Here is a 25054-nt window from a genome sequence, read left to right on the forward strand (position 1 = left end):
AACTGCCAAAAGAGAAAAAACAATCGATTAGGTTATGCCCCTTTTTATATGAAAAGGGGCATTTTGCGCGTAGCAGCCGCACTGATCGGAGAGGGGGGAAGCCTTGTTTTTTATACGAATGATGAATGACATGAAATTGAGGAAGAAAATGACGCTTACATTCATTTCGGTAGCCGTTCTTCCCTTGCTGTTATGCGGTCTGTTTCTGACCGGGAGGCTTCGAGAGATTGTCATTAAGAACGCCTTTATGCAAGCATCCAACAATGTTGAAAGGGTCCGAAATCGTACAGGAGAACTAATTAAAGTTCCGCTGGACATCTCGTACCGGCTAACCAATGACAGCCGGATGAAGATGGTGGCCAGCCAAAAGTATAACAGCTACCTCGAAGTCATTCAGGCATACCGGGGGTATACGGATATTCGTGACTACCTCCAGTTATACAAAGAGATATCCGGCATCCGTGTCTATGTCGCTAATCCAGGAGCGCTTAACAATTGGGAATTTATCCAGCCTGACGATACGATCACAACCGCAGATTGGTACAAGGAAGCTATAGATCAGAAAGGCTTGGCCGGATGGGATTTAATCAAGGATGAGAGGGACGGTTCCGATTATCTCAGTCTAATTCGTTCATTCTCAGTGGATTCACTAGGGCGAAAAGGAGTTCTGGTCATGAATGTAAACAAGCGCCAATTAAATTCAATCCTAGAGCAGGAATCGTTCCCTACCTTGATCGTAGATAACCGAAATCAGATCGTCGCGTCTAATGAAGTAAAGTTGTTCGGGAAGAATCTTTCCGAAATTCATGCTGACGAAAATATACTTTTTAATCAGGAAGGAAGTTACAACACGTTCATCAACGGAAAAGCGTCAAAAGTGGTTATTGCAAATCTAATTCCACAGAACAGCTGGAACGGACTTCGCGTCATTTCCATCTTTTCCGTTTCAGAGATCACCCGCGATGCCAATCTAGTGATATGGCTTGGAGGAATCGTGATCACGGCCAGCCTGATGTTTGCAGTCTTACTTATCTATGCTTCTGCTTCGCTATTATCCAGAAGGCTTCTCCGCTTGAGCAAACATATGACCAAAGTTGGCGCGGGCTCATGGGAAACATTTCTCCATATCGACGGAAAAGATGAAGTCGGTATACTATCAAGGCAATTTAACGCGCTCGTCAGCAGCGTGAACAATTTGGTGCAGGAGGTCCAAGAAACGAATCGTCAGAAAAATCTCGTAGAGCAAAGACAAAACGAGATCAAATTTAAAATGCTGGCCAGCCAGATTAACCCGCACTTTCTCTTCAATTCGTTGGAGTCCATCAGAATGGAGGCCCACATTCGCAAACAGGACGATATTGCTGAGGCAGTATGGCAGCTGAGTACGTTGCTTCGCAGCAGTCTGGAGGCTGGTAATGATAAGATTCCGCTACGCAAAGAACTTGAGCGGGTTAGCTGTTATCTTGATCTTCAAAAGTTCCGATATGAAGACCGTTTGAATTATCGTTTAACGGTTGATCCGAATTTGGAGGAGATGTTGGTCCCGCCGTTGATTATTCAACCTTTGGTGGAGAATTCTATTGTGCATGGTCTGGATAACCGCGCAGAAGGAGCTGTCATTGAAGTGAAAGTAAAGGAAACCCTGGAAGGGGTCCGAGTTATGGTACGTGATAACGGGGCTGGTTTCACGGCCGATCGTCTCGCTCTTGTACGGGAAGAGCTTGCTGAATCCCTACATGAACAGGAGGTCCAGCGGATTGGATTGCGAAACGTAAACGATCGTCTCGTCTTACTGTATGGGGCTTCTAGTGCCTTAAAAATCGAGAGCGAGCCTGGGAAAGGCACTTGTATTCAGTTTTTCATTCCTGGAGGGAATCCAAATGATTAAGGTAGTGATCGTTGATGATGAACCGAAGCTTCGTCAAGGCCTTCAAACGCTGATTCCATGGGAAAGTCTCGGATTTACCGTTATTGCTGCGGCAGCTAATGGAAAAGAAGCATTGAAAGTCATTGAGGAAAAGACTCCCGATGTCGTAATTGTCGATATCCGCATGCCGGTTATGGATGGTTTACAGTTGATTGAGCACTTGACATCTGACGGTCATCATTTGCATTTTATGATTCTCAGTGGATATGCCGACTTCGAGTATGCCAAACAAGCGATCAAATACGGGGTTGTCGGCTATCTCCTTAAACCGGTGGACGTCGCTGAAATGTCGGCCAACTTAAAGCGGATACGCGAGCGGATTGAAGAGGAGCGACTTCAAGGAGAGTGGCGTGAGAGGGAGATTATGAGTCGTGATTTTTGCCTGCATAGCCTGCTCATCCCGCAAGAGAAAACTGAGGATCCTGCCAAATTAAGAAGTAAGGCAAAAGAAGCGGATTTGTTGTGGACCAGCTATGAAGTCGTAGTCGTCTACCCGCGTGTTTCTGAAGTGGATCGTGCCGATGTGGTAAATCGGCTTTCGATTGAGTTAAAACCAAAGATAGAAGGGCAGATGATGGGGCTTGTAACTGTGATTCCCCCCTATACGGTCCTTCTGCTCAACGAGCCACTGCGCGGGAGAAAACGACGTGAAAGTCTGTATAACGAGATTCGTAACGCCGCTGGTAATGTACGGTTCGTTGCTGCAACCGGAGGGGGAGTGTCTGTTCCCGAAGATATTTGCAAATCTTTTTTTAAGGCCCAGAAAGCAGTAAAACAAGCTTTTTTCAGCGAGAAGAACCGACTGATAGATCCGTATCCTCTCTTTTCGTCCTCGCTGGATTCTCCCCGATTGTCCGTCAATAAAGCCGAAGAAATGATGGAGGATTTCATCTTCCGCCTGTATTACAGTCTGGAGGTAGGAAACCAGGCTATAGTACTATCGTTGTTGAAAGAGGCGGCAGCATTTTTTCTCAAACAGGGGCAAGATGAGAAATCTGTTAAAGAATCCTTCTTCTTTCTGTCCAATGCAGTCATTCACAAGCTGACCGCGGGTTTCTGCATTGAGTTGAAAGAGACGGAAGCAGTTTCCCGCTTTTTGAATGGGATATACCAGCATGATAACCTAGATGATCTTTTGGAAGAGACCCACCGTTTCCTACTAGCATTGGGAAAAGACTCCGAACACCGTGGAAAGGAGCAGGAATTCAAGAAAATGATCGACTTCATTCATAGGCATTATGCGGACAATCTGAGGCTGGAAACGCTAGCCGGACTACTAAACTACAGTACCGCCTATTTAGGCCAGCTTTTCAAGAACAAGACTGGGGAGTACTTCAACACCTATCTGGACCGAGTCCGCATCCAAAAGGCCAAGGAGCTGCTGGATCAGGGAATGAAAGTATACGAAGTCGCTGAAAGCGTGGGCTATACAAGCGTCAACTACTTTTACAGCAAATTCAAAAGGTACGAAGGCCGTTCACCATCGGAATATAGAAATCCATAATTTGTGTATGATTTTTTCCGAAATCCGTTGTATGGGCGCGGACTCCTCTCTGTTTTATGATGGATTTTAAGAGAGGGGATGAAAAAAATGAAAGCGGTAACAGTGGTTTCGGAAAAGGCATACAAAAAGACGGAGAGGAATGCTTGGAAGGTATTTAAAAGCCAGAGGTATCTTTACTACATGTCCATTCCGTTTGTTATTTGGGTTTTTGTCTTCCAGTATTTGCCGCTATGGGGCTGGACAATGGCCTTTCAAAAATATAAACCCGGTTTGAGTTTTTTTGAGCAAAAGTGGGTGGGCTTGGAGCATTTTCGTACTTTGTTCCGAGATGATCATTTCTACCAAGTGCTGCGGAACACGCTGGCTATGAGTCTTATGGGACTGATCGCCGGTTTTATCGTGCCGGTTGTCTTTGCTTTACTGCTCAACGAGGTTCGTATCCAGGTTATAAAACGATTTGTTCAGACGGTATCTTATCTGCCGCACTTTGTTTCATGGGTGGTTGCTGCAGGCATTGTCACCAAAATGCTTTCAGCGGATGGCGGTGTCGTGAATGATATGTTCATGGGTCTAGGCATCATCGAACAGCCGATCCAGTTTATGGCCCAAGGTAAATTATTTTGGTGGGTTGTAACCTTCGGAGACATCTGGAAGGAAACAGGTTGGAACGCCATTATTTATCTGGCTGCCATCGCCGGTATTGGTCCTGAATTATACGAGGCTGCGCGGGTCGACGGCGCTAGCCGATTCCGGCAAATGTGGCATATCACGCTGCCAGGGATCCGGCCGACCATTATCATCCTCCTGATTATGTCTATTGGTCATTTGCTCGGTACGGGATTCGAGAAACAATTTTTGCTGGGCAATCACCTGGTCATTGATTACTCTGAAGTACTTGATTTGTATGCGCTTAATTATGGTCTGGCGATGGGACGTTACTCTTTCGGAACGGCAATTAATATCTTTAATTCGGTGATAAGCCTGATCCTATTGTTTGCGGCTAACGGAATCTTTAAGCGCTATACCAACGAGAGTATTATGTAGGGAGGATAAAGGACATGGAGGCTGTCAAAAGCAGTACGCCAGTCGGCCGATTAAACAACTGGCTTAAGGCGAAATCACCACAAGATCGAATCTTAGAAGTCGTTGTTTATCTTTTCATGATTGTGGTAACCGTTCTAACAATCTATCCGTTCTTAAATGTACTGGCTATCTCTTTTAATGATTCGGTAGATACCATTAGAGGGGGAATCACCATCTGGCCAAGACAATTTACGTTGAAGAATTACGATTTGATTTTCACCTATGAGGGGTTAATCACTGGATTCAAGATATCCTTTCTGCGGACCGTCATTGGCACCGTAGCGGGCTTGGCCAGCGGTTCGATGCTTGCGTATACGCTTGCACGAAGTGATTTTCAAGCTCGAAGGTTCATCTCAATCTTTCTTGCCGTCACCATGTATGTTTCCGGGGGATTAATCCCAGGTTTTATCTTGATGAAGGAATTGCATTTAATTGATACATTTGCCGTCTATATTTTACCCGGCCTTGTAAGTGCGTTTAATGTCTTCATTATTCGTTCCTTCATTGATGGTCTGCCTTATGCGTTACAAGAATCAGCTAAGCTGGATGGTGCCAACGATTTCACGATATACTGGCGCGTTATTCTTCCTCTTTGCAAACCAGCATTAGCGACCGTGGCGCTCTTCTTGGCAGTAGGGCAATGGAACTCTTGGTTCGATACTTATCTGTTTAATGGGTCTAACGAATCGTTGACGACCCTGCAATATGAATTAATGAAAATTTTGCAGAGTACTACAACGAGCGCAACCAATTCCCAGGATGCTGCTAATATGGCTGAGCGTATGGCACAGGTTTCACCGGAATCCGTCAAAATGGCAATCACCATCATTGTTACAGTGCCGATTCTTATCGTCTATCCTTTTCTACAAAAATATTTTGTTAAAGGTATGACACTTGGAGCGGTAAAGAGCTAAAACGAAGCAGTAAATATTCATTATACAGGGAGGTTTCGCTCCATGAAGTCAAGAAAAAATAGAATGGTCGTATCTTTCGTAATGTCACTGACTTTAGTGGCGACCCTTGCAGGGTGTAGCGGTAATAATCCGTCTGAGGCTACCAAGGCCGTAACAACAGGTGACATCACGCTTACTTATTTTTCGGAAGACTCCAGCACAAATTGGAATAATATGAAGGATGAAGTCGGCAAGGTCATCGCTGAAAAAACCGGAGTAACTCTAGATGCTGAATTCGCTGTCGGTGACCCGGTCCAAAAGATTTCATTGATTGCTGCCACAGGAAACTATCCTGATTTAATCGCTGCTAAGGCGGATGTTGGCAAACTTGTCGATGCTGGCGCAATCATTGATCTGACGGATTTGATCGACAAGCATGCACCAAACATCAAAAAAATGCTGGGTGACAAGCTTGTTCGAACAAAGTACAGTTTGGACGACCCATCAATCTATGTGATTCCAACTTGGTCTGCTGTCGAAGAGAAAAAAATCAAACCCGACGTAGGATTTAAACTCCAACACCGTGTCGTCAAGGAAGCGGGATACCCAGACATTCGTACGGTACAGGATTTTGAAAAAGTCATTAAGGACTATCTAACCAAGCATCCGACGGATGAAAATGGCAACAAAAATATCGGACTGTCCCTAAATGCGGACGATTGGCATATGTACCAGGTAACGAACTCAGGATTCCAAACAACTGGGGGACCAGACGATGGTGAATACTACATCGATCAAAAAACACACCAAGCGACTTATCATTTCCGTCGACCGGAAGAAAAAGAATATTTTCGCTGGTTGAATCACATGAATGCCATTGGATTACTTGATCCGGAAAGCTTTGTGCAAAAGACTGACCAGTTTAAAGCGAAAGTGGCTTCAGGTCGCGTACTGGGCCTGGCCGATCCGGAATGGGACTATGGCGACGGACAAAATGCGCTGAAGGCGGAGGGCAAATTCGATCAGACTTACGGTCATTATCCAGTTACCATGAGCAAGGAGTACAAGGATACCAACTTCTGGCTGCCTGGTTTTGATGGGGGGTACGGAATCTCAATCTCTAGCAAATGCAAGGATCCGGTACGCGCTATCCAGTTTCTCGACTTTCTAGCATCGGAAGAGGGGCAAGTCCTGAATAACTGGGGAATTGAAGGAAAGCATTACACGATGAAAGACGGCAAACGGACGATTACTCCGGCTGTACTTGAACGGATAAACAATGACAATGCGGCTTTCCAAAAAGAGTCTGGAATCGGCCTATATTGGAACTTGTCGGTCCATTATGGTGATGGCATCGAAGACTCAACTGGCAACTATTTCACTCGTAGTTATCCAGAACTGCTGACAGCGACTTACAACAAGTCGGAGAAGGAAGTTCTGAAGGCCTATAAGATCGAACACTGGAAAGATCTATTTCCGAAGGAAGAAGAATTCCAGCCGAGAGCATACGGAGCAGCATATACAATGTCTCTTCCCAATGACGATCCGGCTGTTATTCTTGGAGCCAAGATGAAGGATATTACATGGAAACGAATTCCGGAAGCTGTCATGACTAAACCGGAAAACTTCGACAAGGTTTGGGATGCCTATATGGCAGAACTAGAGAAAGCTGGAGTGCAAGAAATGGAACAATCCTTTACCAAGCATATCCAAGACCGAATTAAGCTGTGGTCCACGAACTAACTCGTTTCGCATAAAAGAACGGGGCCGTTTCCACTTTCCTGCCGGAGAGGAGACGGTCCTTTTTCATAATGGTCTCTTGGTTAGAAAAGTAGCTACATTAACGAAACGGGAGAATAAAATATGGAGCATTTGAGGTACAAATAAACAGCGGCTACCCTGGTTATTTTCAGAGGCGGCCGCTGTTTGTTAGAGGAAGACTACTTCGTTACTTTACGACGCTGGATGGGACGGTATAGTTACGGATACGTTTAAAGTAATTTACTCCGCTTCATTCTTGGACGAAGTAAATAGGTCTTGGGGAAGCTCATCCCTCGTGATCACGTAATCGCTGTTGAACACTTTTATGAGATGATCCAGGGAGTTATATTGTCCGTTGCGGATGAAGTCGCCTGTCCATGTGGTGAAAAAGAGCCAATGCGCTGAATATGTTTGAAGTAATTCAGGATCGCCAATCGGGCCGTTTTCGGACAGACCAACCAGCTTCTTGCCTTGCACGAGATTCGCCAAGCTGTCATACTTGCCGATACTTGGGCTATAATTAGCCGCCTGGTTGTAGATATCCACACTTACAATATCGACGACATCGTCTCCCGGATACCACTCGGGGCTCTCAGAGTTCCATACCCAGATCAGGTTGTTCAGGTGATGGTAGTTTGTTAGGCGGTCGTACATGATATGGTACAGTTGCTTGGCGGAGTCTGGCCCTTGGGCGCCCCACCAGAACCATTTGCCCTCCGCCTCGTGCAGCGGTCTCCACAGCACCGGAACGTGAGCGTCTTGGAGACGTTTCAACTGAGCAGCAATAGCATCGATATCCCTTAGGATAAGCTGATACTCTTCCGACTCGGGATGAGTGAGCGCATATTGAACGTCGAATGTAGTAGCGTCCTTGTAAAACCCGCGCCACCATTCTTTGCCGGGAATATCATGCAGTCCCTTAGGAGCATTCCAGTGCCATGCGAATGTGACAATTCCACCTTCTTTGGCCCATTGAATCGCCTTTTCCACTTCAGTTGAGGTGGCGCCATGTTCGATGCGAGAGGGGGAATAATCCATCATGTCCGTTGATAACATCGCAGGATACTTTCCAGTTTGGTCTTTAATCCACTGGGCATCCTCAAGAGTGTGCTGACCGGAAAGAATATTGCTGCCGTAACTATCGACGAGATAACCCATAAGTGCCTTGGTTTCCGCAGTCGCATTCGGGTTTACTGGCTTTTTCTCAATCTGATGCAATTTCGGGGGGGACACTGCTGACAGCTTGACGTAGTCGATATGATATTGGTCCGAATCGACATTGAACTGTATGGTATTGTTTCCCGCACTCAGCATCAGTTTACCGCCAGATACCTCTGTGTAGCTTGCTGTTGTCGGGAGTGATGTTTCGCTGGTCTGGCCATTGACCACCAATTGAGTCTTTTTGTCTCCATTGGGGTTACTGTAACCGATTGCAAGATTGTAAAGCCCGCTTGAGGCTGCGTTATAGGCAAAGGTTAACGACCCTGTGCCTTTAAAGGCTGCGTAACCGGTACCGGAATAACCCGTATCAGCAGCTTCGATGCTGACCTCACCAGTAATGGCTCCTTCTTCGGCTTCCATTTTGCTTATGGCAGCAGGCAGATTGGCGAATTCAACCTTCACATACTCGATCCCGTAATATCCCCAGCCTCTTGAAAAAGTCAGCTCGTTTGTGCCAGCATTCAGCATGATCTTAGTTACCATTTTCTCGTTCACCGCCGCACCTTTCGGAGGAGCAGCCAGCGTTACGTTTTCAGCCATTGTGCCATTGACCTTGATGCTGGTATCCTTGGAGCCGGTGTCCGCCGGAATGTAGTAGCCGAGGCTCAGCCTATAAAGACCTGCTGTAGGCACGTTCACTTTAAACGTAGCCGTCCCGTCAGACTTTCCTGAGTTTGGGTCATAGTCATAAAAGAAGGATACATAGCCATCGCCTTTATAAAGCGTATCGCCGGTATAGGGTATATCCCGTTTTTCTACCCCGTAACCTTGAAGAATTGCATTTTTGGAGCTGACGACTATAGGAAAGGGGCTACCGTCAGTGACCAAGTGAGCTGATTCTGCTTTTGCTAGGCTTGGAATTAAACTGAGAGATACCAACAAAAAGGATAAGAGAACAAAACTGAGAATACTGAGAAACCTTTTTTTCCATGGGTCTGGCATATGACTCACTCCTTGAATTAGATGTTAACGCCTTAGTTAATCTGCAACGCATCGTACAGAAAACGCTTTCATAAGTGTGTACATATTAAGTACACTTTGAAGTAATCGATGACAGGTGATTAAGGACCAGCTTGCACTTTTAAACATTCCTTCTTCATTTGTATGCGTTTTCAATATTTGTCATTAATTTTTTCGGTGCCTCACCTCTCTTTAATTTCATCATAAATTAGACGCGAGGCAGGAACCATACAATGAATTTCGGGAAAAATCATCCTTAAATTATGGATTTTTATACTCGGGCGGCAAACAATTTATCTTTATAGAAATGTATAACCCAATATTTTTTAAGGCTATATGGAATAAGCGGGAAGAATAGTTTCAATTTGTGGTATCATGCCAGTAGGTATTCCACGCATAGGAAAAGTATGACTAATGAAAGGGACTAATAAATGATTTCTCATCGATTGCTTACCTACGAAACAATTAGTCAATTAACTGACCAGATTAATAGAGACCAACACTTGTTATTCTATAGCTATTTAAGTCAACGTAAGGAGCAGGCTAAATTTGTTGGTCAATATATAGACGACAAGCTGACGGCGGTCTTAGCATACTTTTGGGGGCTATCCTTCCCTGCTTTTTCTTTCCATTGCATAAATCGCGAGAAACTTAACTTTCCAGCTCTTATTACTTTTACTGAGGAAATCATTCAACTTAAGAAAAATACTGTTTGTGGTACAATCCTCTGTAATCGTGACCTTGAACTTTTTCAATCTCATGGTCTTATATTGGGTAACCCACAACGTTTTTTAACAATGAAGCATATGGATCAATCGAAACTGCTCGATTCAAACTGGGCTGAGCTAGTTAAGGAAAATGACCTTTCAGATATAGTGGATTTATTACGAAATGGCGGCATGAAATTTTTTACGAGGAGCGAACTCGAACAATATCCTTTCCTTGGGATAAAGGAATGTGGTCATTTTATTGCCGTGGGCGGCTTCCACTTTTATGATTCTAAACTCGTTGAGCTCGGAAACATATACACAAGCCCTACCCACAGAGGGAAAGGCCTAGCAAAGCACTTGACGAGCCAACTTACAAAACTGGGCAGATCACTTTCATCAGATATCTACCTGGGAGTACTGAAGGAGAACCAAGCCGCTGTATATCTTTACGAGGGCTTAGGCTATGAGATCACGGCTGAGCAAACTATTGTTGATTTTAAGCTATCTATTGATTGACGAATTAGGCCGCTGTCGCGCGCCGATTGAGAAGTACAACGGAATATAGGTGACTGTTGGTATTAGAGCGGTATCACGCAACCAGAAAAGAAATAGCCCTTAATCCTTGATTTCATTTCTAAATTTCCGGAAATCTTTAGGTGTTCTTTCATGATGTTTTTTAAAAGACTGAATGAAGTGATTTACATGATTGAACCCCACTCTGCGGGCTATTTCAGTTATTGTAGAATCTGTTGAAATTAATAACTCGCTGCTTTTCTTGATACGGTACTTAATTAAATAGTCGTAAGGTGTCATATGAATGGTTCTCTTAAAACTACGAGTGCATTCCGAAATACTTAAATGTGCTACTTCAGCAATTTCTTGCAGTGTTATATTGTCTGAATAGTTTTGATGGATAAAGCTGAGCATCAATTGAAGTCTTTCCTGTTGCAGTTTCATGTGTTTAGGTGCTTCCTCCGAAGAAAGCGAAATGTTAGAAATTATGATGAACCATAATTGTACTGTTTTAATAGAAACCTCATATTCCCATCCCCAGTTTTTTTTCATATCAAATTTCTCTTTCATATCCCAAAGCATTTGCAGTATTTGAATTTGCCATTCAACATCTCCTTTGATTACTAATGACAATAAGAGAGAGTTTGTATAAGGCAGTACATAGTTTTTTTCCATCACACTATCTGCATAAAAGGCCAGCAGCTTCTCCGGAAAATTAAAACTGACATATTGGCCGTTATGTGTAAGGTGCGTAGTAACGTGAAGAACACCTTTATTAATTAAAATGGCCTGACCTGTTTCTAATTCATGATCAATCCCGTTAACTTGGATCACTAGCTTCCCTTTGGTAACCAAAGTGATTTGTAGCTCCTCATGCCAATGTAAATCGTTGAATCCTCTACCTTCAGGACTACTTGCATGAATAGTATGGGTGTACATGATGTATGGAAATGAAACATCGGGATATAGAATGGTCTCATGCAATTGTTTTTCCATTTTAGCGAGGTCCTTTCTGATGACGATATTTCTATATAAATTAAAGATATAGTTACACAAAATAAATAAAAGTGGTGATATTATTATACCAGATCTTCGGCTTATCATTACAATCCTGTGCACAGGCGATTGGATAAGACCTCTTGGAGGCGTACATGTGAAAATAAATCAATCGTCGTTACCGTTTCATCCGTATATTTTGCTTTTAATCAGCATACTGTCTGTCTCTATCTCATCCATCATGATCAAATCCTCAGATACTCCAACCTCTGTGGCTGGGATGTACAGATTGTATATGTCAGTACTAATAATGCTTCCTTTTGTACCTTGGAAAATGTTCCGTTCCTTAGAAATGAACAAAAAAGATTGGATTACCGTTTTCATAGCCGGTCTTTTTCTCGGGTTACATTTCTTATTCTGGATGGAATCTTTAGTATATACCTCAGTTGCGAGCTCCATGGTCATCTTATCCTTACAGCCTTTATTTGTAATGATGGGTTCATACTTTATGTTCAGAGACCGAACCAACATATTAACCATACTTTGTTTGATCGCCGCTCTTGTCGGTTCAATCATTATTGCTTGGGGAGACATAGGGATTTCGAGAGAGGCATTGATCGGAGATGGATTATCTTTATTGGGAACAATTTTGGTTTCAGCATATATGTTGGCAGGACAGAAAGTAAGTCACAAAATAAATGCAAATTTATATAGTGTTATTGTTTTTTTTATTGGTGGCAGCGTCATGCTGGTGTACAATTTGTTGAATCATTATTCCTTGATTGAATATGACTCGTCGGAATGGATGTATTTCTTGTTACTTGCAGTAATCCCAACTATTTTTGGACAATATATTTTTAATCTGTTGTTGAAATCAATGGGTGCAACTACGGTCTCCGTTGGTATTATTGGAGAGCCTGTTCTTGCCATAATTCTCGCCTACTTATTCTTGGGAGAAATAATCTCTGCATTTCAATTTATAGGTGGAATCATGACTCTATTCGGTATGGGAATGTATTTTTGGGCAAAATCTTTAAAGTATACTACAGTTGCAAAATATTAAACTTGAAATTGATTTTGGACAAGATATCGGAATAAAGGCTTCGAGTGCACAAATTACAAAAAGATATGTGGCTGAAGATATTATAGGGGAACAAATCATAGGTGTAGTCAACTTTCCACCTCGACGGATAGCAGGCTTTAAGTCAGAGGTATTGGTTCTTGGAGGAATACCCGAAAAGGGGGATGTGGTTCTATTGAAACCAGATATCAAACTACCTGATGGAACACCTATTGGGTGATCACAAAGAGCAAGGCATTGAACTAACGGAAAACGAACGTTCAATAGCAAGTTAAAACAGAAAGCGGCAGACTAGGACTTTATTTTTCACGTCCTAGCCTACCGCTCTTTCTTTTATTGGTCTGTCCAAAGCTTATTTAATTTATCATTGGTCTGCACAATTCTCCATACCAGTTATACGCCTTCCACCTATCTGGCCGGAATGCTGCGTGTCCCCTCTGTCATCGGGGAGGCGCAGAGCGGACACACTGGCGGCGTGCCTGTGCTAGCCGCGCTTGTACGGCGTCCGCTTGTTGTGTCGCGACGCATCCACGCTTTGCAAGCGCCGTCGGTACATTTCCACACGGGCACGCTGATGCGTGGCTCCGCCGGAGACCCTGCCACCGACGAGGTTGTCCGTGCCGTAGCGCTGCCTGGTCCCGGCCTGCTGCTCACGCGGGTCGCTGTGCCAGACGCTGGCGATCCAGCGCCAGCACGGCTGCCATACCCGGAAGCACCCTTCGCTTGGCCAAAGCTACTGCGGCGTGTTTCTGGCTTGGAAGCCTCAGGGGTGACCCCATAGGCTTCCAGCAGGAAGCGTGACACGGCGGCAGGCTTGCCATGATTAGAGGCGGGGGAGGTGATGTATAGCAACTCCTTCGCCCGGGTGACGGCCACGTAAGCGAGGCGGCGCTCTTCTTCAAGCGCTGCATCGTTATCCACAGCTGTAGTTGGGGCGGCGCCTGCCCGCCGATCCTCCGGCAGCTCGCTGTGCAGCGCCGAGCTGTGCGGCAGAATGCCTTCGCTGGCTCCGATCCAATATACGCAAGGGAATTCCAATCCCTTGGCGCGGTGGATCGTCATGAGCCGAACAGCATCGCTGTCTTCCTCTCTGCGCAGCGATTCCATTTGGCGGTGACGCTCGGAAAGCTCGTCCGCAAAGCTGACGAACGCCTCCACAGTGTCAAACCGCTTGGCTGCCGTTTCGAGCTCCTCCAGACTTTCTTGCATCGTTTCCTTATAATGAGTCCACGCGCCCGTATCTCCACTTTCCAAATATTTGTCATAAAAGACGCGCCGCATTTCTTGAATGGCATAGGCAGGTTTCATGGTAGTGAGACTGCGAATCAGACGAATACGCTCTTTCACTTGTTCACGCTGAAAATCACGTAGTCGATCCCAGCGGCTGAGATGAATCAGCGGGTATTTTTTAGCCTGCTGTTTCTCCTCGCGCATAATCCATTCCATCCCAGCCTCACGCGAGACGTACAGCGGCCCAAGGGTGCTCGGAATGGATTCCATACGTCGGGGATTTAGCGACAAGCGCAGGTGATCCATTAAAGGACGAATCAGGGACTGGTCATAAAATACAGCCCCTGCTCCGTACTGAATAAATGGGACATCCCGCATAATTAATTGCTCAAAAATAGATCGGCTTCCGCTGGCTGTCCGGTGCAAAATAGCGATATCCCGGTAGCGAAGACGACCTTCTTCTACCTGCCCGAGCAGATGAGTAACAATATGTCCCGCCTCTTCCTCAGGCCCAGATGGGGTGGCAAACTGTGGCGGCAAGCCCTCACGCCCGGCAGCCGCAAGACGTTTGGAGCGTCGATGAACATTTTTGGCGACAATGTTAGAGCCCAGCCCCAAAATCCGCGCATCGCTGCGATAATTAATATCCAGAGTAATGACCTTTGCATCCTTATAGACCTTGTCAAACTCCAGAATAGATTCCTGGCGTGCCCCATTAAAGGTATAGATCGTCTGGTCATCATCCCCCACAACCATCAGATTGCGATGTCGGGCAGCCAACCGCTGCACCATCTCATATTGGAGGGCATTCGTATCCTGAAATTCATCGACCATGATATGTGAAAAACGTCGCTGAAGCGGCTGAAGCACATCCGGGTCACGCAGTAGTGCGGAGGCACGCAGCAGAATATCGTCAAAATCCATTTTATTGCGCTCCTGTTTCCACGCTTCATAAGCGAGCATGGCACGCTTGGCATCCGATTCCTCGCGTACGGTTTCCGGCAGCTCGTCCGCGCTGCGGCCTTCCGCTTTCCAGGCGGAGAGGGCAGACAGCAGGCTTTCCGGCTGGAAAGCTTCGCTGAGCCCAAGCTGCCGCAGCATCATTTTCATGACGGTATGTTGGGCCTGCGTTTCACCGAACACTTCATCTTGCACGCCGCGATGCCGCAGCATCGCCAAAGCGAATGAGTGAAACGTGCGTGCCTGAACTGCACGTGCAGCGGCAGGGCGCACACCGGGTGATCCCGCGATGCGCAGTTTCATCTCGGCAGCTGCCTTGCTGGTGAAGGTCACCAGCAGAATGGACGATGCAGGAACATCCCGCATCGCCATCAGGTAGCCTGCGCGGGCAGCCAGCACTGTGGTTTTGCCGCAGCCAGCCCCTGCAAGGGTCAGTAGGGGACCTTTGCCGTGGCGGACGGCCTGAATCTGCGGGCGGTTCAGGTGAATGCCGGCGTTCTCTAAAGCACGAAAATAGGCCGAGTCTTGGTCGGTATCGGGTACCAGCGTCATACTGGTATCCATGGAAGCACGACGTGCCTGAGGGCTCGACGTTGAATAAGGAACCCCGATGGGTCGGGGGTAAAAAGAAGGATTTGGGTCCATAATCCTGAAACCCCTTTCGTTCTTAAAATCTTCCATTTTCACAAATGGGGGTAGTTTTTGGTATGATAGAGTTCTAGTCAGCTTTAGCTGACGATAAGAACAAGGCGATGGACTAAAATAATGCTGAAATTCATGCGGATCTTGCCGAAGCGTCAGAACGTCAATACGTTGACGCCAATGCCTATAGCCTTCAAACAGGCGATATGACCGCATTCCATTATACAGGAGTTCGAGGTTTGCCAACAGAAAAAAACTTTGGGATATACGGACGGTACAGTGAAATCCGGCTGGATATGGGGAGGAAATAACGATGAAGCTGATTCAACGTATAAAGGAAGGCGCTAATCGCGCAACAGAAAAGGCGCAGCATGCTGTCGAGATTAGTAAGATCAATTCACAAATTACAACGATCCAGCAGGAAATGGATGTTCATTTCTTGCGAATGGGTCAAATCTTTTACGAAGGTTATCGCGCATCCGACATGTCGGTGGCAGAAACCGAGATGACACAGCTATCCACTGCTTGTGATGAGCTTCAGGATGAAATTGACGAGCTGCGCAGTAGAATTGCAGAATTGAAGAACGCTCATTTATGCACCTGTGGAGCGGTTGTGCCTCTGGATGCGAACTTTTGCCCTAAATGCGGACGCAAGCTCAATGAAGGACAGGCTGCTTCCAAACAAGTAGCTGCTGTGCGTGAAGAGGTGCCAACGGACGTCTATTCTTTTGATCTGCGCAAGCCAGAGGTAGCGAAGGATGCTGCGCCTGCTTACACGGAGTATGCAGAACATGAAGTAGTCGATCGACATGAACAGGAACAGGATGAGCGGTATGAAACACACGAACCAGCGGGACTAGACCGCGATTATACAGTGTCTGATTTTACACCGGAGGAAAAAGCGGCATTCGACGCTGAGTGGGAGCGCCGTCGTCAGGAAGATCTGGAAAAAGAACACCGTCGTCTTGAAGAATTGGCACGTGAGCGTGAGCGTCAGGAGGAGCTGGACGAGCGGATTCGATATTGGAAGGCCAACAACTCCGGGGCTGAGAAACCGGCAACGCCGTCTGCACAAGTACGTGAAAATGTAAAATGCCAAATCTGCACCGCAGAACTACCCAAAGGGTCCAAGTGGTGCCCGCGTTGCGGAGCTGAACAGATTTAACGCAGCCGAACAGGCTGCTGCAGGACACAGACATAACGCCGGGCAGCATAGGGGGAACAGAATATATGGAGCGTTTGCTGCATCATCTGCGGAATCTGGGTTTTACGGAAATGGAAGCCAAGGTTATGGTCGAGCTTTCGAGGCAAAATGCGGCTTCCGGCTATGAAGTGGCTAAGCGTCTGGGTGCATCACGCTCCAACGTGTACGCGGCTTTACAGCGTTTGGCCGGGCAGGGATACCTCAGAACCAGTGCGGGAGAGCCTGTACGTTACAGCATGCTGCCACCGGCTGAATTGACCCGGATGATCGAAGGACAAATGCAGGAGTCTCTACGTGCAGTGGAGAAAGAAATGCCACGAACAGAACCAACCAAGCCGACCTTTTATAATGCGGAAGGCGATCGGAAGGTACTGGAAAGTCTGACCCGTGAGTTGGAACGGGCAGAGCATGAGATTGTGTTGGACTTGTGGCGCGAGGAAGCCGAACTGCTGCGGACAGAGTTGGAGAAAGCCGAGAGTCGAGGTGTGCGTCTGCTCTGGTCCTGCGATAACGGAGAAAGCATGATGGGACCGTGGTTACCGCTTAGGTCTGGTACAGACGGACAGGAACCAGCAGGGCGTAAGTTTTCTTTTGTTATTGATCGGCGTTGGTGCATGCTGGGTATGCGGGGAGAGAATTGCCCGACACAGGCGCTTATTACCGAGCATCCGGTAATGACAGGCCTGCTGCTTAATCATTTTGCTCAGGATCTTATTCTGTATGAGCTGGAGCATGATATGGGCAGAGAGCTGTCGACCCGGTATGGCTGGCGGTATGAAGGCATTATCGGCAAATATATGTCAGCTGGGGAATAGCTAAAGATTACCGGGTAGGAAGTTCCATCAGTGCCCGGCATATAGATGTAATATAGCCCGCCTTATGAGGCACGAATTGATCCGATGTGATCAGGCGGCGAGTTTTTTCTGGGTTCGGCCCTGACGTAATGCCTTGGGCTTCGATAAAGGGAATATAGCCTTCAAAAAGGGCCAGTGCTTGGTCAAGATCCGCTTCGTACAGTCCGGCTACTTCTTCTTGCTGGAGATGATAAGCTTCCAATGGCTGGTTCGATAGCAGTCCAAACACCGAGCTAACCTCCCGATCCCAAAAAGAGGTGCCCTGGGCGGTACCTTTGCTTTCATACCGAACGGTCATCAGCGGTGTTAATGAGGTAAAGGGAACATGAATGCCCAGTTCTTCCTCCAGCTCGCGAGCCGCCTGAGACATATCTTCGCCTGCCGTCAAATGACCGGCTGCTGTAATATCGTAGCATCCGGGGAAGGTATCCTTCGTATCCTGACGCTGTTGGAATAGCAAGCGACGGCCTGTAGAAGTGTCTCGTGCTAGCCAGCAGTGAAAGGTATGGTGCCAGTATCCCTTGGCATGTGCGTCTCGTCGGGAGGCTGTGCCAAGGGGGTTGTCTTCATCGTCGTAGATATCCAGAAGCTCGCTATTCATCGTGGTTCCTCCTATAGTAAGCAGAAATCAAAGGTCTACTTTACAGTATAACGTGTTTTCTGTCCTAACGATATGAAGGCGGGTGTGGAATGTGGAGTGGCATTTGGGGTATGCTGGGAACATAAGGATTTGAAACATCACATAGATTTATGATTGAAAGGAGCGATTTTACATGGAATGTATAGTACATTTTCGAGTCATGCATCCGGAGGAACCCAAGGAACTTCGCGGGTTGATTATGCTGGAAAGCGGGGGCAAGCCGGGGATTGATCAAATCACGGATATGTTCAAAAATATGGGCTATGATGTCCGCCCAGACAATCCGGAGGAATTGATTTTTAAACCAGTCGATGTCAGAGCCAATTATACATATATCCGGGTTATTGAGCTGGATACGGGTGAGGAAGTCTACCAGGAAGATAGGGATTTGCGCGCGATTTTGGAAACTTTGCTGAATAAACGTTAAACGTTAAAGACCAGGAGAACTAATCGATGAAATGAGATAAAGCGATCCTGTCGCCATTCATAGGAACGGAGAACAATGATGAGATTGTATATTATCCGACACGCAGACCCCGATTACCCCAACAACACCATAACGCCGGAGGGGCATTTGGAAGCCCAGGCACTAGCCAAGCGGCTTTCCAGTCACGGACTGGATCGAATTTATGCCTCTCCTTTGGGGAGGGCTTTGGATACGATGCGCTACACCGCCGACTCTCTGGGTATGACTCATGAAGTAGAACACTGGACGCAGGAGCTGGATCTAAAGCTGGAGGAAACCCCATACGGCCGTCTTTCCCATTGGGATTTGCCTGGTGAAGTGATCCGTTCCGAGTTGCCCCTGCCGACTCATGACTCTTGGCAGGAGATTTCCTATTATCAGGGAACGCAAAGCCCTGAAACCTTCGAGCGGCTGAAGCTTCATTCCGATGAGTTCCTGAAACGGCAAGGCTTTGAGCGGGTGGAGGGCAGGTACCGGATTCTGAAGCACACTGAAGATCAGGTGGCGGTATTTTGTCATGGCGGCTTCGGGCTGACCTGGCTTGCTCATCTGTTGGAGTTGCCATTGGCCTTGGTCTGGTCCGGTTTTTGGATGCCGCCTAGCTCCGTAACCACGATCTTGTTTGATGAGCGCTCCCAAGAATGGGCAGTTCCCCGTTGCATCGGCTTCGGTGATGTTTCCCATCTGTACGCTGAGGGCTTGCCCGTTAGACCCCGTGGCATTATCACCAATTTCAACTAATTGAATTTTCCATACATGCCAAAACGGCTTAAGACGATAGAGCGTCTTAAGCCGTTTATTGTAGTCATATAAGTGGGTTGAGTCAGCGTGCTTCCACGTACCCTTCCAGCTTGGAAGTGCAATGTGCGCAACGGGTAGCGGCTACAGGAATTTCGGATAGGCAATGTGGACATTCCTTGATCGTTTTTTCCTGAGGAGGTTTTTCTTCCTCTTTGCGTTTCAGCATGTTAATCCCTTTGACCAGCATGAACACACAGAAGGCCACGATCAGAAAGTCCAGCAGGACGTTAATGAACTGACCATAGGCGAGGACCGCGATCCCTGCTTCTTTGGCCTGTGCCAAAGTCTTGCGTGTACCGTCACCATTTAAAGGCTCAGCAGCTTGTAAAGCTACATACAAATCTGGAAAATTCATACCTCCCAGAAGCTTACCAATCGGAGGCATAATAATATCGTTTACCACAGAAGTGACAATTTTGCCAAACGCTCCACCGATGATAACACCGACCGCAAGGTCAATCACGTTACCCCGTACAGCGAATTCCTTAAATTCTTTTATAATACCTTTTCCGCTCATGTGAGTGCTCACCTTCTTTGCATAAAATCATTTATCTATAATACATGCTATGTCAATTGAGGGCAATTCCCAATTGATGTATTGCACTTTGTCACAAAATCACATGTTCATTTGTCTTCTATATGTAAACCAATAATGGAGGCGATGTATCGTGAGTTTAAGATTCAATCACAGAACAGTGAGTCCTAGTACGTTCAAGGCGATGATGGAGATGGAGAAATATATTTCCGGTCGTTTTACAGACAAAGTATTGTACGAACTACTGAAAATTAGAGTATCCCAAATCAATGGATGTTCCTATTGTCTGGATATGCATGCGAAGGATCTGCTCAAGCTGGGGGATTATGCTGACCACATTTTGCAGCTAGCCTTATGGCGGGAGGTTCCTTTGTTCACGGAAAAAGAACGTGTTATGCTTGAATTAGCCGAAGCGGTTACTCGTATCTCAGAACAAGGGGTACCTACAGATTTGTATAATCGGGTCAGAGAGCATTTTACCGAGGAAGAATACGTAGATTTGATAACCGCAGTTAACGTGATTAACAGTTGGAACCGGATTGCAATTGCAACGGGCATGTATCCGGGCATTCTTTAATGAACAGGGGGCTATGCTTTGTCTGGCAAAGAACATAGAATTGAACAAGAATCGGTGGATGTAAGTCTGGAAGAGCTGTATCAGAAATATCGCAAATATTCTTTTGCCATTGCTTATCGCATGCTTGGAACGGTTACAGATGCCGAGGATGTCGTTCAAGACTGCTTTGTCGAGCTGAAGGATAAGCCCCTGGATAATATACACAATCCCAAAGCCTATGTGGCCAAAATGACGATGAATCGGTGCCTGAATCTACTGAACTCTGCACGTAAGCAAAGAGAGACATATGTAGGACAGTGGCTGCCGGAGCCGTTGGGTGAAAGCGCAGATCTCCCTGCGGATTGGTTAGAGCGTAAAGATATGATATCTTACGCTTTTCTGGTTTTGCTGGAGCAGCTAAAGCCGATAGAGCGGGCTGTTTTTGTGCTGAGGGAAGCTTTTCAATATGATTACAAAGATATTGCGGAATTGCTGGGGAAGACGGAGAGCAACTGTCGTCAGTTGTTCAGTCGCTCCCGTCGTATTCTATCTTCCGGAGAATCTGCTCTTGAGGCTCAGTCCAGTCGCAATGTGAATAACTCATCCCGAATAAAACTACTAGAACGTTTTACAACAGCTTTTCTTGCCTACGATGTGACTGCTATGCTGGAACTACTGGCTGAACAACCTGTATTTGTGTCAGATGGCGGAGGTAATGTGCATACGGTGATGAAGCCGATGGTTGTACGCAAAGGTGTTCTTGCCCTGTTGACTTCTCGTCGGGTATTAACCGTTTTACGAGAAAGAGATGTGTTCCATACCGTCATCAATGGCGAGGTCCAGCTGGCATTTCTGGAAGACGGAAAAGTGAGAGAAACCTTATGTCTCATACTGACACCGGACGGGGAGCATATTCAGAATTTTTATTTAATGGTTAATCCAGATAAGCTGGGACACATCCATATAGACGAGGATTTTGCAAAAATCCCATAAGCGACTTCCAATGACTAAGATATAGATCGAAATGGTTTAGTTCGTCTATATCTTGCACTCCGGAGCGACTGGAATCGAATTTTTCAAAGTCCTGATAGGACAGAAGAAGCTAGTGTAAAAAAATGAACTGCCCAAACATAAAAAACCTTGATTCCTTGCTTAGGATCAAGGTTTTTTGCTGTTTTCATAACTGCCGGGCTTGATGAAGAGCCAGATCGCCTATCCAGGGAAGCTTGAGCCACTTTCCTTGTCCCGCACGAATTAACAAGATAATCCACAAGGCAAGGCCTGCCAGCGTTAGCAGGGAAGCGAAGAAAGGACCGAGTAGGGGGATGAATCCTACCAGCACATGTCCGATCATGAGGGCTACAAAAAGAAGTATGGATTGCAGTGCGTGAAATAATACGAATCGGCTTTTCTTTTCCAGCATGACAAAGGCCAGCGCGCCAATAAAGGCGAACAAATAGCACAGGACAGCTGCTATATTTTCATCCAATCCTGTGGAAGACTTATAGACTGACATGTCAGGCATATCCTCCTTTATAAAAAGATTCAAGCTAAGTCTCCGTACTATACAAGCTATGAGGACAGGATTGAAGGATATGCCCGATCTCGGTAAAAAAAATGGCTCTACACAAAGGATAAGCGGTCAAGCGAGTGGATATACTCGAATTTGGCGATAACCTTTGGACTGCGCTTCTGTCGCATCGCCCACAAGCTTCGCAGATTCGATGTTCGACTGTAGCCAGACGAGCTTGCAGACTCATTGAACCACTTCCACCTTACGAATTGCCTGATAGTCTTTCCCGAGAATCCGTTTCGGTTCCCGCCAAACGTTTTAGAAACGTATTTCTCCAGTTTAAGGACAATTCTTCAACTTCAAGAATTTGCTTAATACCCTCGATATGATTCTTCTCTTGATGCATAATTCGATTGGCAAATGAAACCGTAATTGCTTTCGGATGGCGATGAAGGAGGGATAGTCCGTCGGCTTTAGAGGCAACTCCCTCCTCCAAAACGCGGAAGTAGAATCCCGTGTGGCCTGTTTGCTGTACCTTCAAGGGCATGTCCGGTACGCCGTACTTGATGGACAACTTGTAGCAAGGCTGTCTCGGTTGGCTAACTTGAACGATAGCTTTGCCAAGCTTAAAGACGTCTCCAATGCAAACGTCGGATTCTAGCAAACCCTTTATCGTTAAATTTTCCCCGAACGCGCCGTAATCGAGCGGTCTCCGCAATTCATTTTCCCAGAACGGATAGTGCTCGTAGGGATAGACGCATACAGCTTTCTCTTTACCCCCGTGATGAACTAGATCGCCCTGCCCATCCCCTTCGAAGTTTAGATAAGATAAATACAAATATTCATCTGTGGCCGACTTGAATATCCCCGTAGAAACGTTCTTCTGATTAAACTGGATCTGCTTGGGCATGCCGACATTAAGTGAAAGGATTTTAATAGATGCCATTCGGATCACCCCTACTCCAAATTTTGGTCAACGAGTTTTGCTAGATGCTTCTATATACCGCGTTCCTGCATATGTTCGCCCGCCTGAAGCGAGAATTTCTATGATGACTACGCCTTATTACATTTCGGTAATTCCTCTTTTGACTCTGTTCGTCCTCGTTTCCATTTTACACTCCTCTATGCGCTATTTGCGAATTTTCGATGAGTCTCCGTTAATGGGATAGAGTCCTTTTTGGGCAACTCATCGTTCCGGGAGCGATTTTTCGTTCGAACATACCCGATCTCGGTAAAAAAATGAATTAGAGAATGTGTATAAAAATACGAAAAAGGCTGAACGAAAAGAATTCGTTCAGCCTTTTAAACGGTTATGCACATGTTTTGCACATGTTGTATACACTTTATCCACCACATATTAATGTTTATCCACAGAAATAACATTATTTATACACAAGTTGTGCACAATCTGTAGATAATATTACGATAATTTATACTTTGCACACAGTTTGTCCACAAACTATCAACATATTGGGTGTAATTGTGGATATACTTTCGTAATTATCGGTCACCAGTTTTTAAATGGCGGCGTGGATGTGTGATTTTACCCATTTTATTCTTGTCATCCTCTTTGGGGATAAGTCGTTCATCGGTACGTCCCTCGTGATGGTTATCAAAGGCATATTCGGTCATTTTCCACTCGGAAGTACCCAAAACTACATCAGCGGGAAAATGCTGGCCTCTGTGCAAATGCTGCTCATGTCCATCCTCATCAATATAAACACCGTCCACTTCTACCTTATCACCCGTTAGTGGGAGTAAATCCTTTCCTTTGCGTTCCATTGGTATCCCCTCCGTATGGCTTATTCTCCGTTAATTTGTCCGGACGGAGGTTCTTTTATCCACAAGCTGATGCAAAATATCCTCGGCAATTTGGTCTGCGGGATGAGGTTTGCGAAGTAGCTTAATCGCCTGCGTCATCTCTCCAGCAAGAGAGGGGATGGAAATCAGGTCGAGACAATGCTGAATCAGCTCCTCCGTAGTGCGAGCAATCCGAGCAGCTCCTTTTTGCTGCAAATATAGAGCATTATTTAGCTCCTGACCGGGTACGGGCTTGAACACAAGAATAGGCAAACCGGATGCAATGCTTTCTGAGAGTGTAATGCCGCCCGGCTTCGTAATCACCAGATTGCTCGCACGCATAAGTGCTGGAACAAAGTCCACGAATCCATAGGTGTAAATGTCCGGGTAGTCTGCATACAGCGCATCCAATTCTGCCTTCAGTTGCTGGTTACGACCGCAGACGATGAGTAGCCGCAACTGAGGAAGCTGGCTTAATTGCTGACAGATATCCATTATGCCGGATAGCACACCATAGGCGCCAGCCATAATGAGTAGCGTAGTAGTCTCAGCCTGTAGGGGTGGGATTAGCTGTTCTTGAACAGGCGCTTCGTCGGCAGACATGTTATAAAAAGAAGCGTGGATCGGAATGCCCGTCGCGGCAATGCGTTCGATCGGTATTCCCCGCTGGGCAGCTTCCTGCTGCATATCCTCAGTGGCTACATAGTAGCGGTCAATATCGGGATGCAGCCAGCGCCCATGCAGATCGAAATCCGTAACCACGTTGACAATCGGCAAATGCATTCCCATTTTGCGACGTAACGCCGGAAGCGCGAGCTGCGGGAATGTATGTACTACGAGGTCGGGCAACTCCTTTTTCAGTGTGAGCGTAAGTTGACGCATTCCGAATGAATGCAACACATGGCCGAAGGCCGATGTAGCCTGCATACCGCGCGTGATGTTATAGACCCATCCGTAAAGCTGTGGAATGGTTTTGAAGCTTTGCATATATACAAATTTGGTCAGACTGTTCAACCAGGGATGAGATTCAGCCATTAGGTCAAGTAGTCGTACCTCGCAGTGTCCGAGTCTTCGCAAACTGTCCTTAATTGCCCGGGCGGCCTGTACATGGCCTTCCCCGTAACTGGCGTACAATATTAGAATTTTTGGTGGTAAGACTTCCATGATTGTTTAGCCCCCTATATTCAATAAGCACATTGAAGCT

Annotated in this window: 22 protein-coding genes and 1 pseudogene; 14 read left to right on the forward strand and 9 right to left on the reverse strand. The window is 46.2% G+C overall.

Features of this window, described 5'->3' with window-relative positions; all coding sequences use genetic code 11:
• Nucleotides 1–103: 103 nt before the first annotated feature.
• The 5 genes from G9G53_RS13145 (at nucleotide 104) to G9G53_RS13165 (ending at nucleotide 7150) form a co-directional block, all read left to right on the forward strand.
• Nucleotides 104–1888, forward strand: a complete 1785-nt coding sequence (locus tag G9G53_RS13145) for a sensor histidine kinase (protein ID WP_165148107.1) — start codon at nucleotides 104–106, stop codon at nucleotides 1886–1888.
• Complete coding sequence (locus G9G53_RS13150; protein ID WP_165148110.1) at nucleotides 1881–3431, forward strand: response regulator transcription factor; 1551 nt, start codon at nucleotides 1881–1883, stop codon at nucleotides 3429–3431. The genes G9G53_RS13145 and G9G53_RS13150 overlap by 8 nt, the downstream gene beginning before the upstream one ends.
• 87 nt (nucleotides 3432–3518) lie before the next feature.
• Nucleotides 3519–4475 carry an ABC transporter permease gene (locus tag G9G53_RS13155; RefSeq protein ID WP_029515960.1) on the forward strand — a complete coding sequence of 319 codons (957 nt, stop codon included), beginning with the start codon at nucleotides 3519–3521 and terminating at the stop codon, nucleotides 4473–4475.
• Nucleotides 4476–4489: 14 nt separating this feature from the next.
• Nucleotides 4490–5428, forward strand: a complete 939-nt coding sequence (locus G9G53_RS13160) for a carbohydrate ABC transporter permease (RefSeq protein WP_029515959.1) — start codon at nucleotides 4490–4492, stop codon at nucleotides 5426–5428.
• Nucleotides 5429–5470: 42 nt separating this feature from the next.
• Entirely contained in the window at nucleotides 5471–7150 is a 1680-nt protein-coding gene (locus tag G9G53_RS13165; RefSeq protein ID WP_165148130.1) for an ABC transporter substrate-binding protein, read from the forward strand.
• 258 nt (nucleotides 7151–7408) lie between these two features.
• Here the strand turns inward: G9G53_RS13165 and G9G53_RS13170 are convergent, their stop codons facing one another.
• Nucleotides 7409–9331 (reverse strand): glycosyl hydrolase, encoded by a 1923-nt coding sequence (locus tag G9G53_RS13170; protein ID WP_165148133.1) that lies wholly within the window; start codon nucleotides 9329–9331, stop codon nucleotides 7409–7411.
• 449 nt (nucleotides 9332–9780) lie between these two features.
• On the opposite strand from G9G53_RS13170, the gene G9G53_RS13175 reads away from it, so the two are divergent.
• Nucleotides 9781–10575, forward strand: coding sequence for a GNAT family N-acetyltransferase (locus tag G9G53_RS13175; RefSeq protein ID WP_165148136.1), 795 nt, complete (start codon nucleotides 9781–9783; stop codon nucleotides 10573–10575).
• A gap of 99 nt (nucleotides 10576–10674) precedes the next feature.
• Here G9G53_RS13175 and G9G53_RS13180 read toward each other — a convergent pair whose 3' ends face one another.
• Nucleotides 10675–11568, reverse strand: coding sequence for an AraC family transcriptional regulator (locus tag G9G53_RS13180; protein WP_165148139.1), 894 nt, complete (start codon nucleotides 11566–11568; stop codon nucleotides 10675–10677).
• Between the two features lie 157 nt (nucleotides 11569–11725).
• On the opposite strand from G9G53_RS13180, the gene G9G53_RS13185 reads away from it, so the two are divergent.
• A complete protein-coding gene (locus tag G9G53_RS13185) occupies nucleotides 11726–12631 on the forward strand; it encodes a DMT family transporter (protein WP_165148142.1) in 906 nt (301 codons plus the stop codon).
• Nucleotides 12627–12869 (forward strand): annotated as a pseudogene (locus tag G9G53_RS13190) (tRNA-binding protein); the annotation flags it as partial. The gene G9G53_RS13185 and the pseudogene G9G53_RS13190, both read left to right, overlap by 5 nt.
• A gap of 188 nt (nucleotides 12870–13057) precedes the next feature.
• Here G9G53_RS13190 and G9G53_RS13195 read toward each other — a convergent pair.
• Nucleotides 13058–15484, reverse strand: a complete 2427-nt coding sequence (locus G9G53_RS13195) for a UvrD-helicase domain-containing protein (protein ID WP_165148145.1) — start codon at nucleotides 15482–15484, stop codon at nucleotides 13058–13060.
• Between the two features lie 310 nt (nucleotides 15485–15794).
• Here G9G53_RS13195 and G9G53_RS13200 point away from each other — a divergent pair, with 310 nt between their 5' ends.
• On the forward strand, nucleotides 15795–16646 hold the full coding sequence (locus G9G53_RS13200; protein ID WP_029515952.1) for a zinc ribbon domain-containing protein: 852 nt from the start codon (nucleotides 15795–15797) through the stop codon (nucleotides 16644–16646).
• A 65-nt stretch (nucleotides 16647–16711) separates the two neighbouring features.
• On the forward strand, nucleotides 16712–17500 hold the full coding sequence (locus G9G53_RS13205) for a TrmB family transcriptional regulator (RefSeq protein WP_029515951.1): 789 nt from the start codon (nucleotides 16712–16714) through the stop codon (nucleotides 17498–17500).
• A gap of 7 nt (nucleotides 17501–17507) precedes the next feature.
• On the opposite strand, the gene G9G53_RS13210 is transcribed toward G9G53_RS13205, so the two are convergent.
• Nucleotides 17508–18140 (reverse strand): NUDIX hydrolase, encoded by a 633-nt coding sequence (locus tag G9G53_RS13210; RefSeq protein WP_029515950.1) that lies wholly within the window; start codon nucleotides 18138–18140, stop codon nucleotides 17508–17510.
• A 172-nt stretch (nucleotides 18141–18312) separates the two neighbouring features.
• On the opposite strand from G9G53_RS13210, the gene G9G53_RS13215 reads away from it, so the two are divergent.
• Together G9G53_RS13215 and G9G53_RS13220 are read left to right on the forward strand one after the other, a co-directional pair.
• Nucleotides 18313–18606 carry a hypothetical protein gene (locus G9G53_RS13215; protein WP_029515949.1) on the forward strand — a complete coding sequence of 98 codons (294 nt, stop codon included), beginning with the start codon at nucleotides 18313–18315 and terminating at the stop codon, nucleotides 18604–18606.
• A 78-nt stretch (nucleotides 18607–18684) separates the two neighbouring features.
• On the forward strand, nucleotides 18685–19386 hold the full coding sequence (locus G9G53_RS13220; protein WP_165148408.1) for a histidine phosphatase family protein: 702 nt from the start codon (nucleotides 18685–18687) through the stop codon (nucleotides 19384–19386).
• A gap of 82 nt (nucleotides 19387–19468) precedes the next feature.
• Here G9G53_RS13220 and mscL read toward each other — a convergent pair whose 3' ends face one another.
• Nucleotides 19469–19963, reverse strand: a complete 495-nt coding sequence (gene mscL, locus G9G53_RS13225; protein ID WP_039270406.1) for a large conductance mechanosensitive channel protein MscL — start codon at nucleotides 19961–19963, stop codon at nucleotides 19469–19471.
• A gap of 151 nt (nucleotides 19964–20114) precedes the next feature.
• On the opposite strand from mscL, the gene G9G53_RS13230 reads away from it, so the two are divergent.
• Nucleotides 20115–20558 carry a carboxymuconolactone decarboxylase family protein gene (locus G9G53_RS13230; protein ID WP_039270408.1) on the forward strand — a complete coding sequence of 148 codons (444 nt, stop codon included), beginning with the start codon at nucleotides 20115–20117 and terminating at the stop codon, nucleotides 20556–20558.
• Between the two features lie 18 nt (nucleotides 20559–20576).
• On the forward strand, nucleotides 20577–21530 hold the full coding sequence (locus tag G9G53_RS13235; protein ID WP_165148148.1) for a sigma-70 family RNA polymerase sigma factor: 954 nt from the start codon (nucleotides 20577–20579) through the stop codon (nucleotides 21528–21530).
• Between the two features lie 184 nt (nucleotides 21531–21714).
• On the opposite strand, the gene G9G53_RS13240 is transcribed toward G9G53_RS13235, so the two are convergent.
• The 4 genes from G9G53_RS13240 to G9G53_RS13255 form a co-directional block, all read right to left on the reverse strand.
• Entirely contained in the window at nucleotides 21715–22053 is a 339-nt protein-coding gene (locus G9G53_RS13240; protein WP_029515944.1) for a DUF4870 domain-containing protein, read from the reverse strand.
• A gap of 259 nt (nucleotides 22054–22312) precedes the next feature.
• Complete coding sequence (locus G9G53_RS13245) at nucleotides 22313–22996, reverse strand: MOSC domain-containing protein (protein ID WP_029515943.1); 684 nt, start codon at nucleotides 22994–22996, stop codon at nucleotides 22313–22315.
• A gap of 554 nt (nucleotides 22997–23550) precedes the next feature.
• A complete protein-coding gene (locus tag G9G53_RS13250; RefSeq protein ID WP_029515942.1) occupies nucleotides 23551–23832 on the reverse strand; it encodes a hypothetical protein in 282 nt (93 codons plus the stop codon).
• 30 nt (nucleotides 23833–23862) lie between these two features.
• Entirely contained in the window at nucleotides 23863–25014 is a 1152-nt protein-coding gene (locus tag G9G53_RS13255) for an MGDG synthase family glycosyltransferase (protein ID WP_029515941.1), read from the reverse strand.
• Nucleotides 25015–25054: the final 40 nt, after the last annotated feature.

The sequence above is a fragment of the Paenibacillus sp. EKM206P genome, from assembly GCF_011066155.1.
In the GTDB taxonomy this organism is placed as follows: Bacteria; Bacillota; Bacilli; order Paenibacillales; family Paenibacillaceae; genus Paenibacillus; species Paenibacillus polymyxa_D.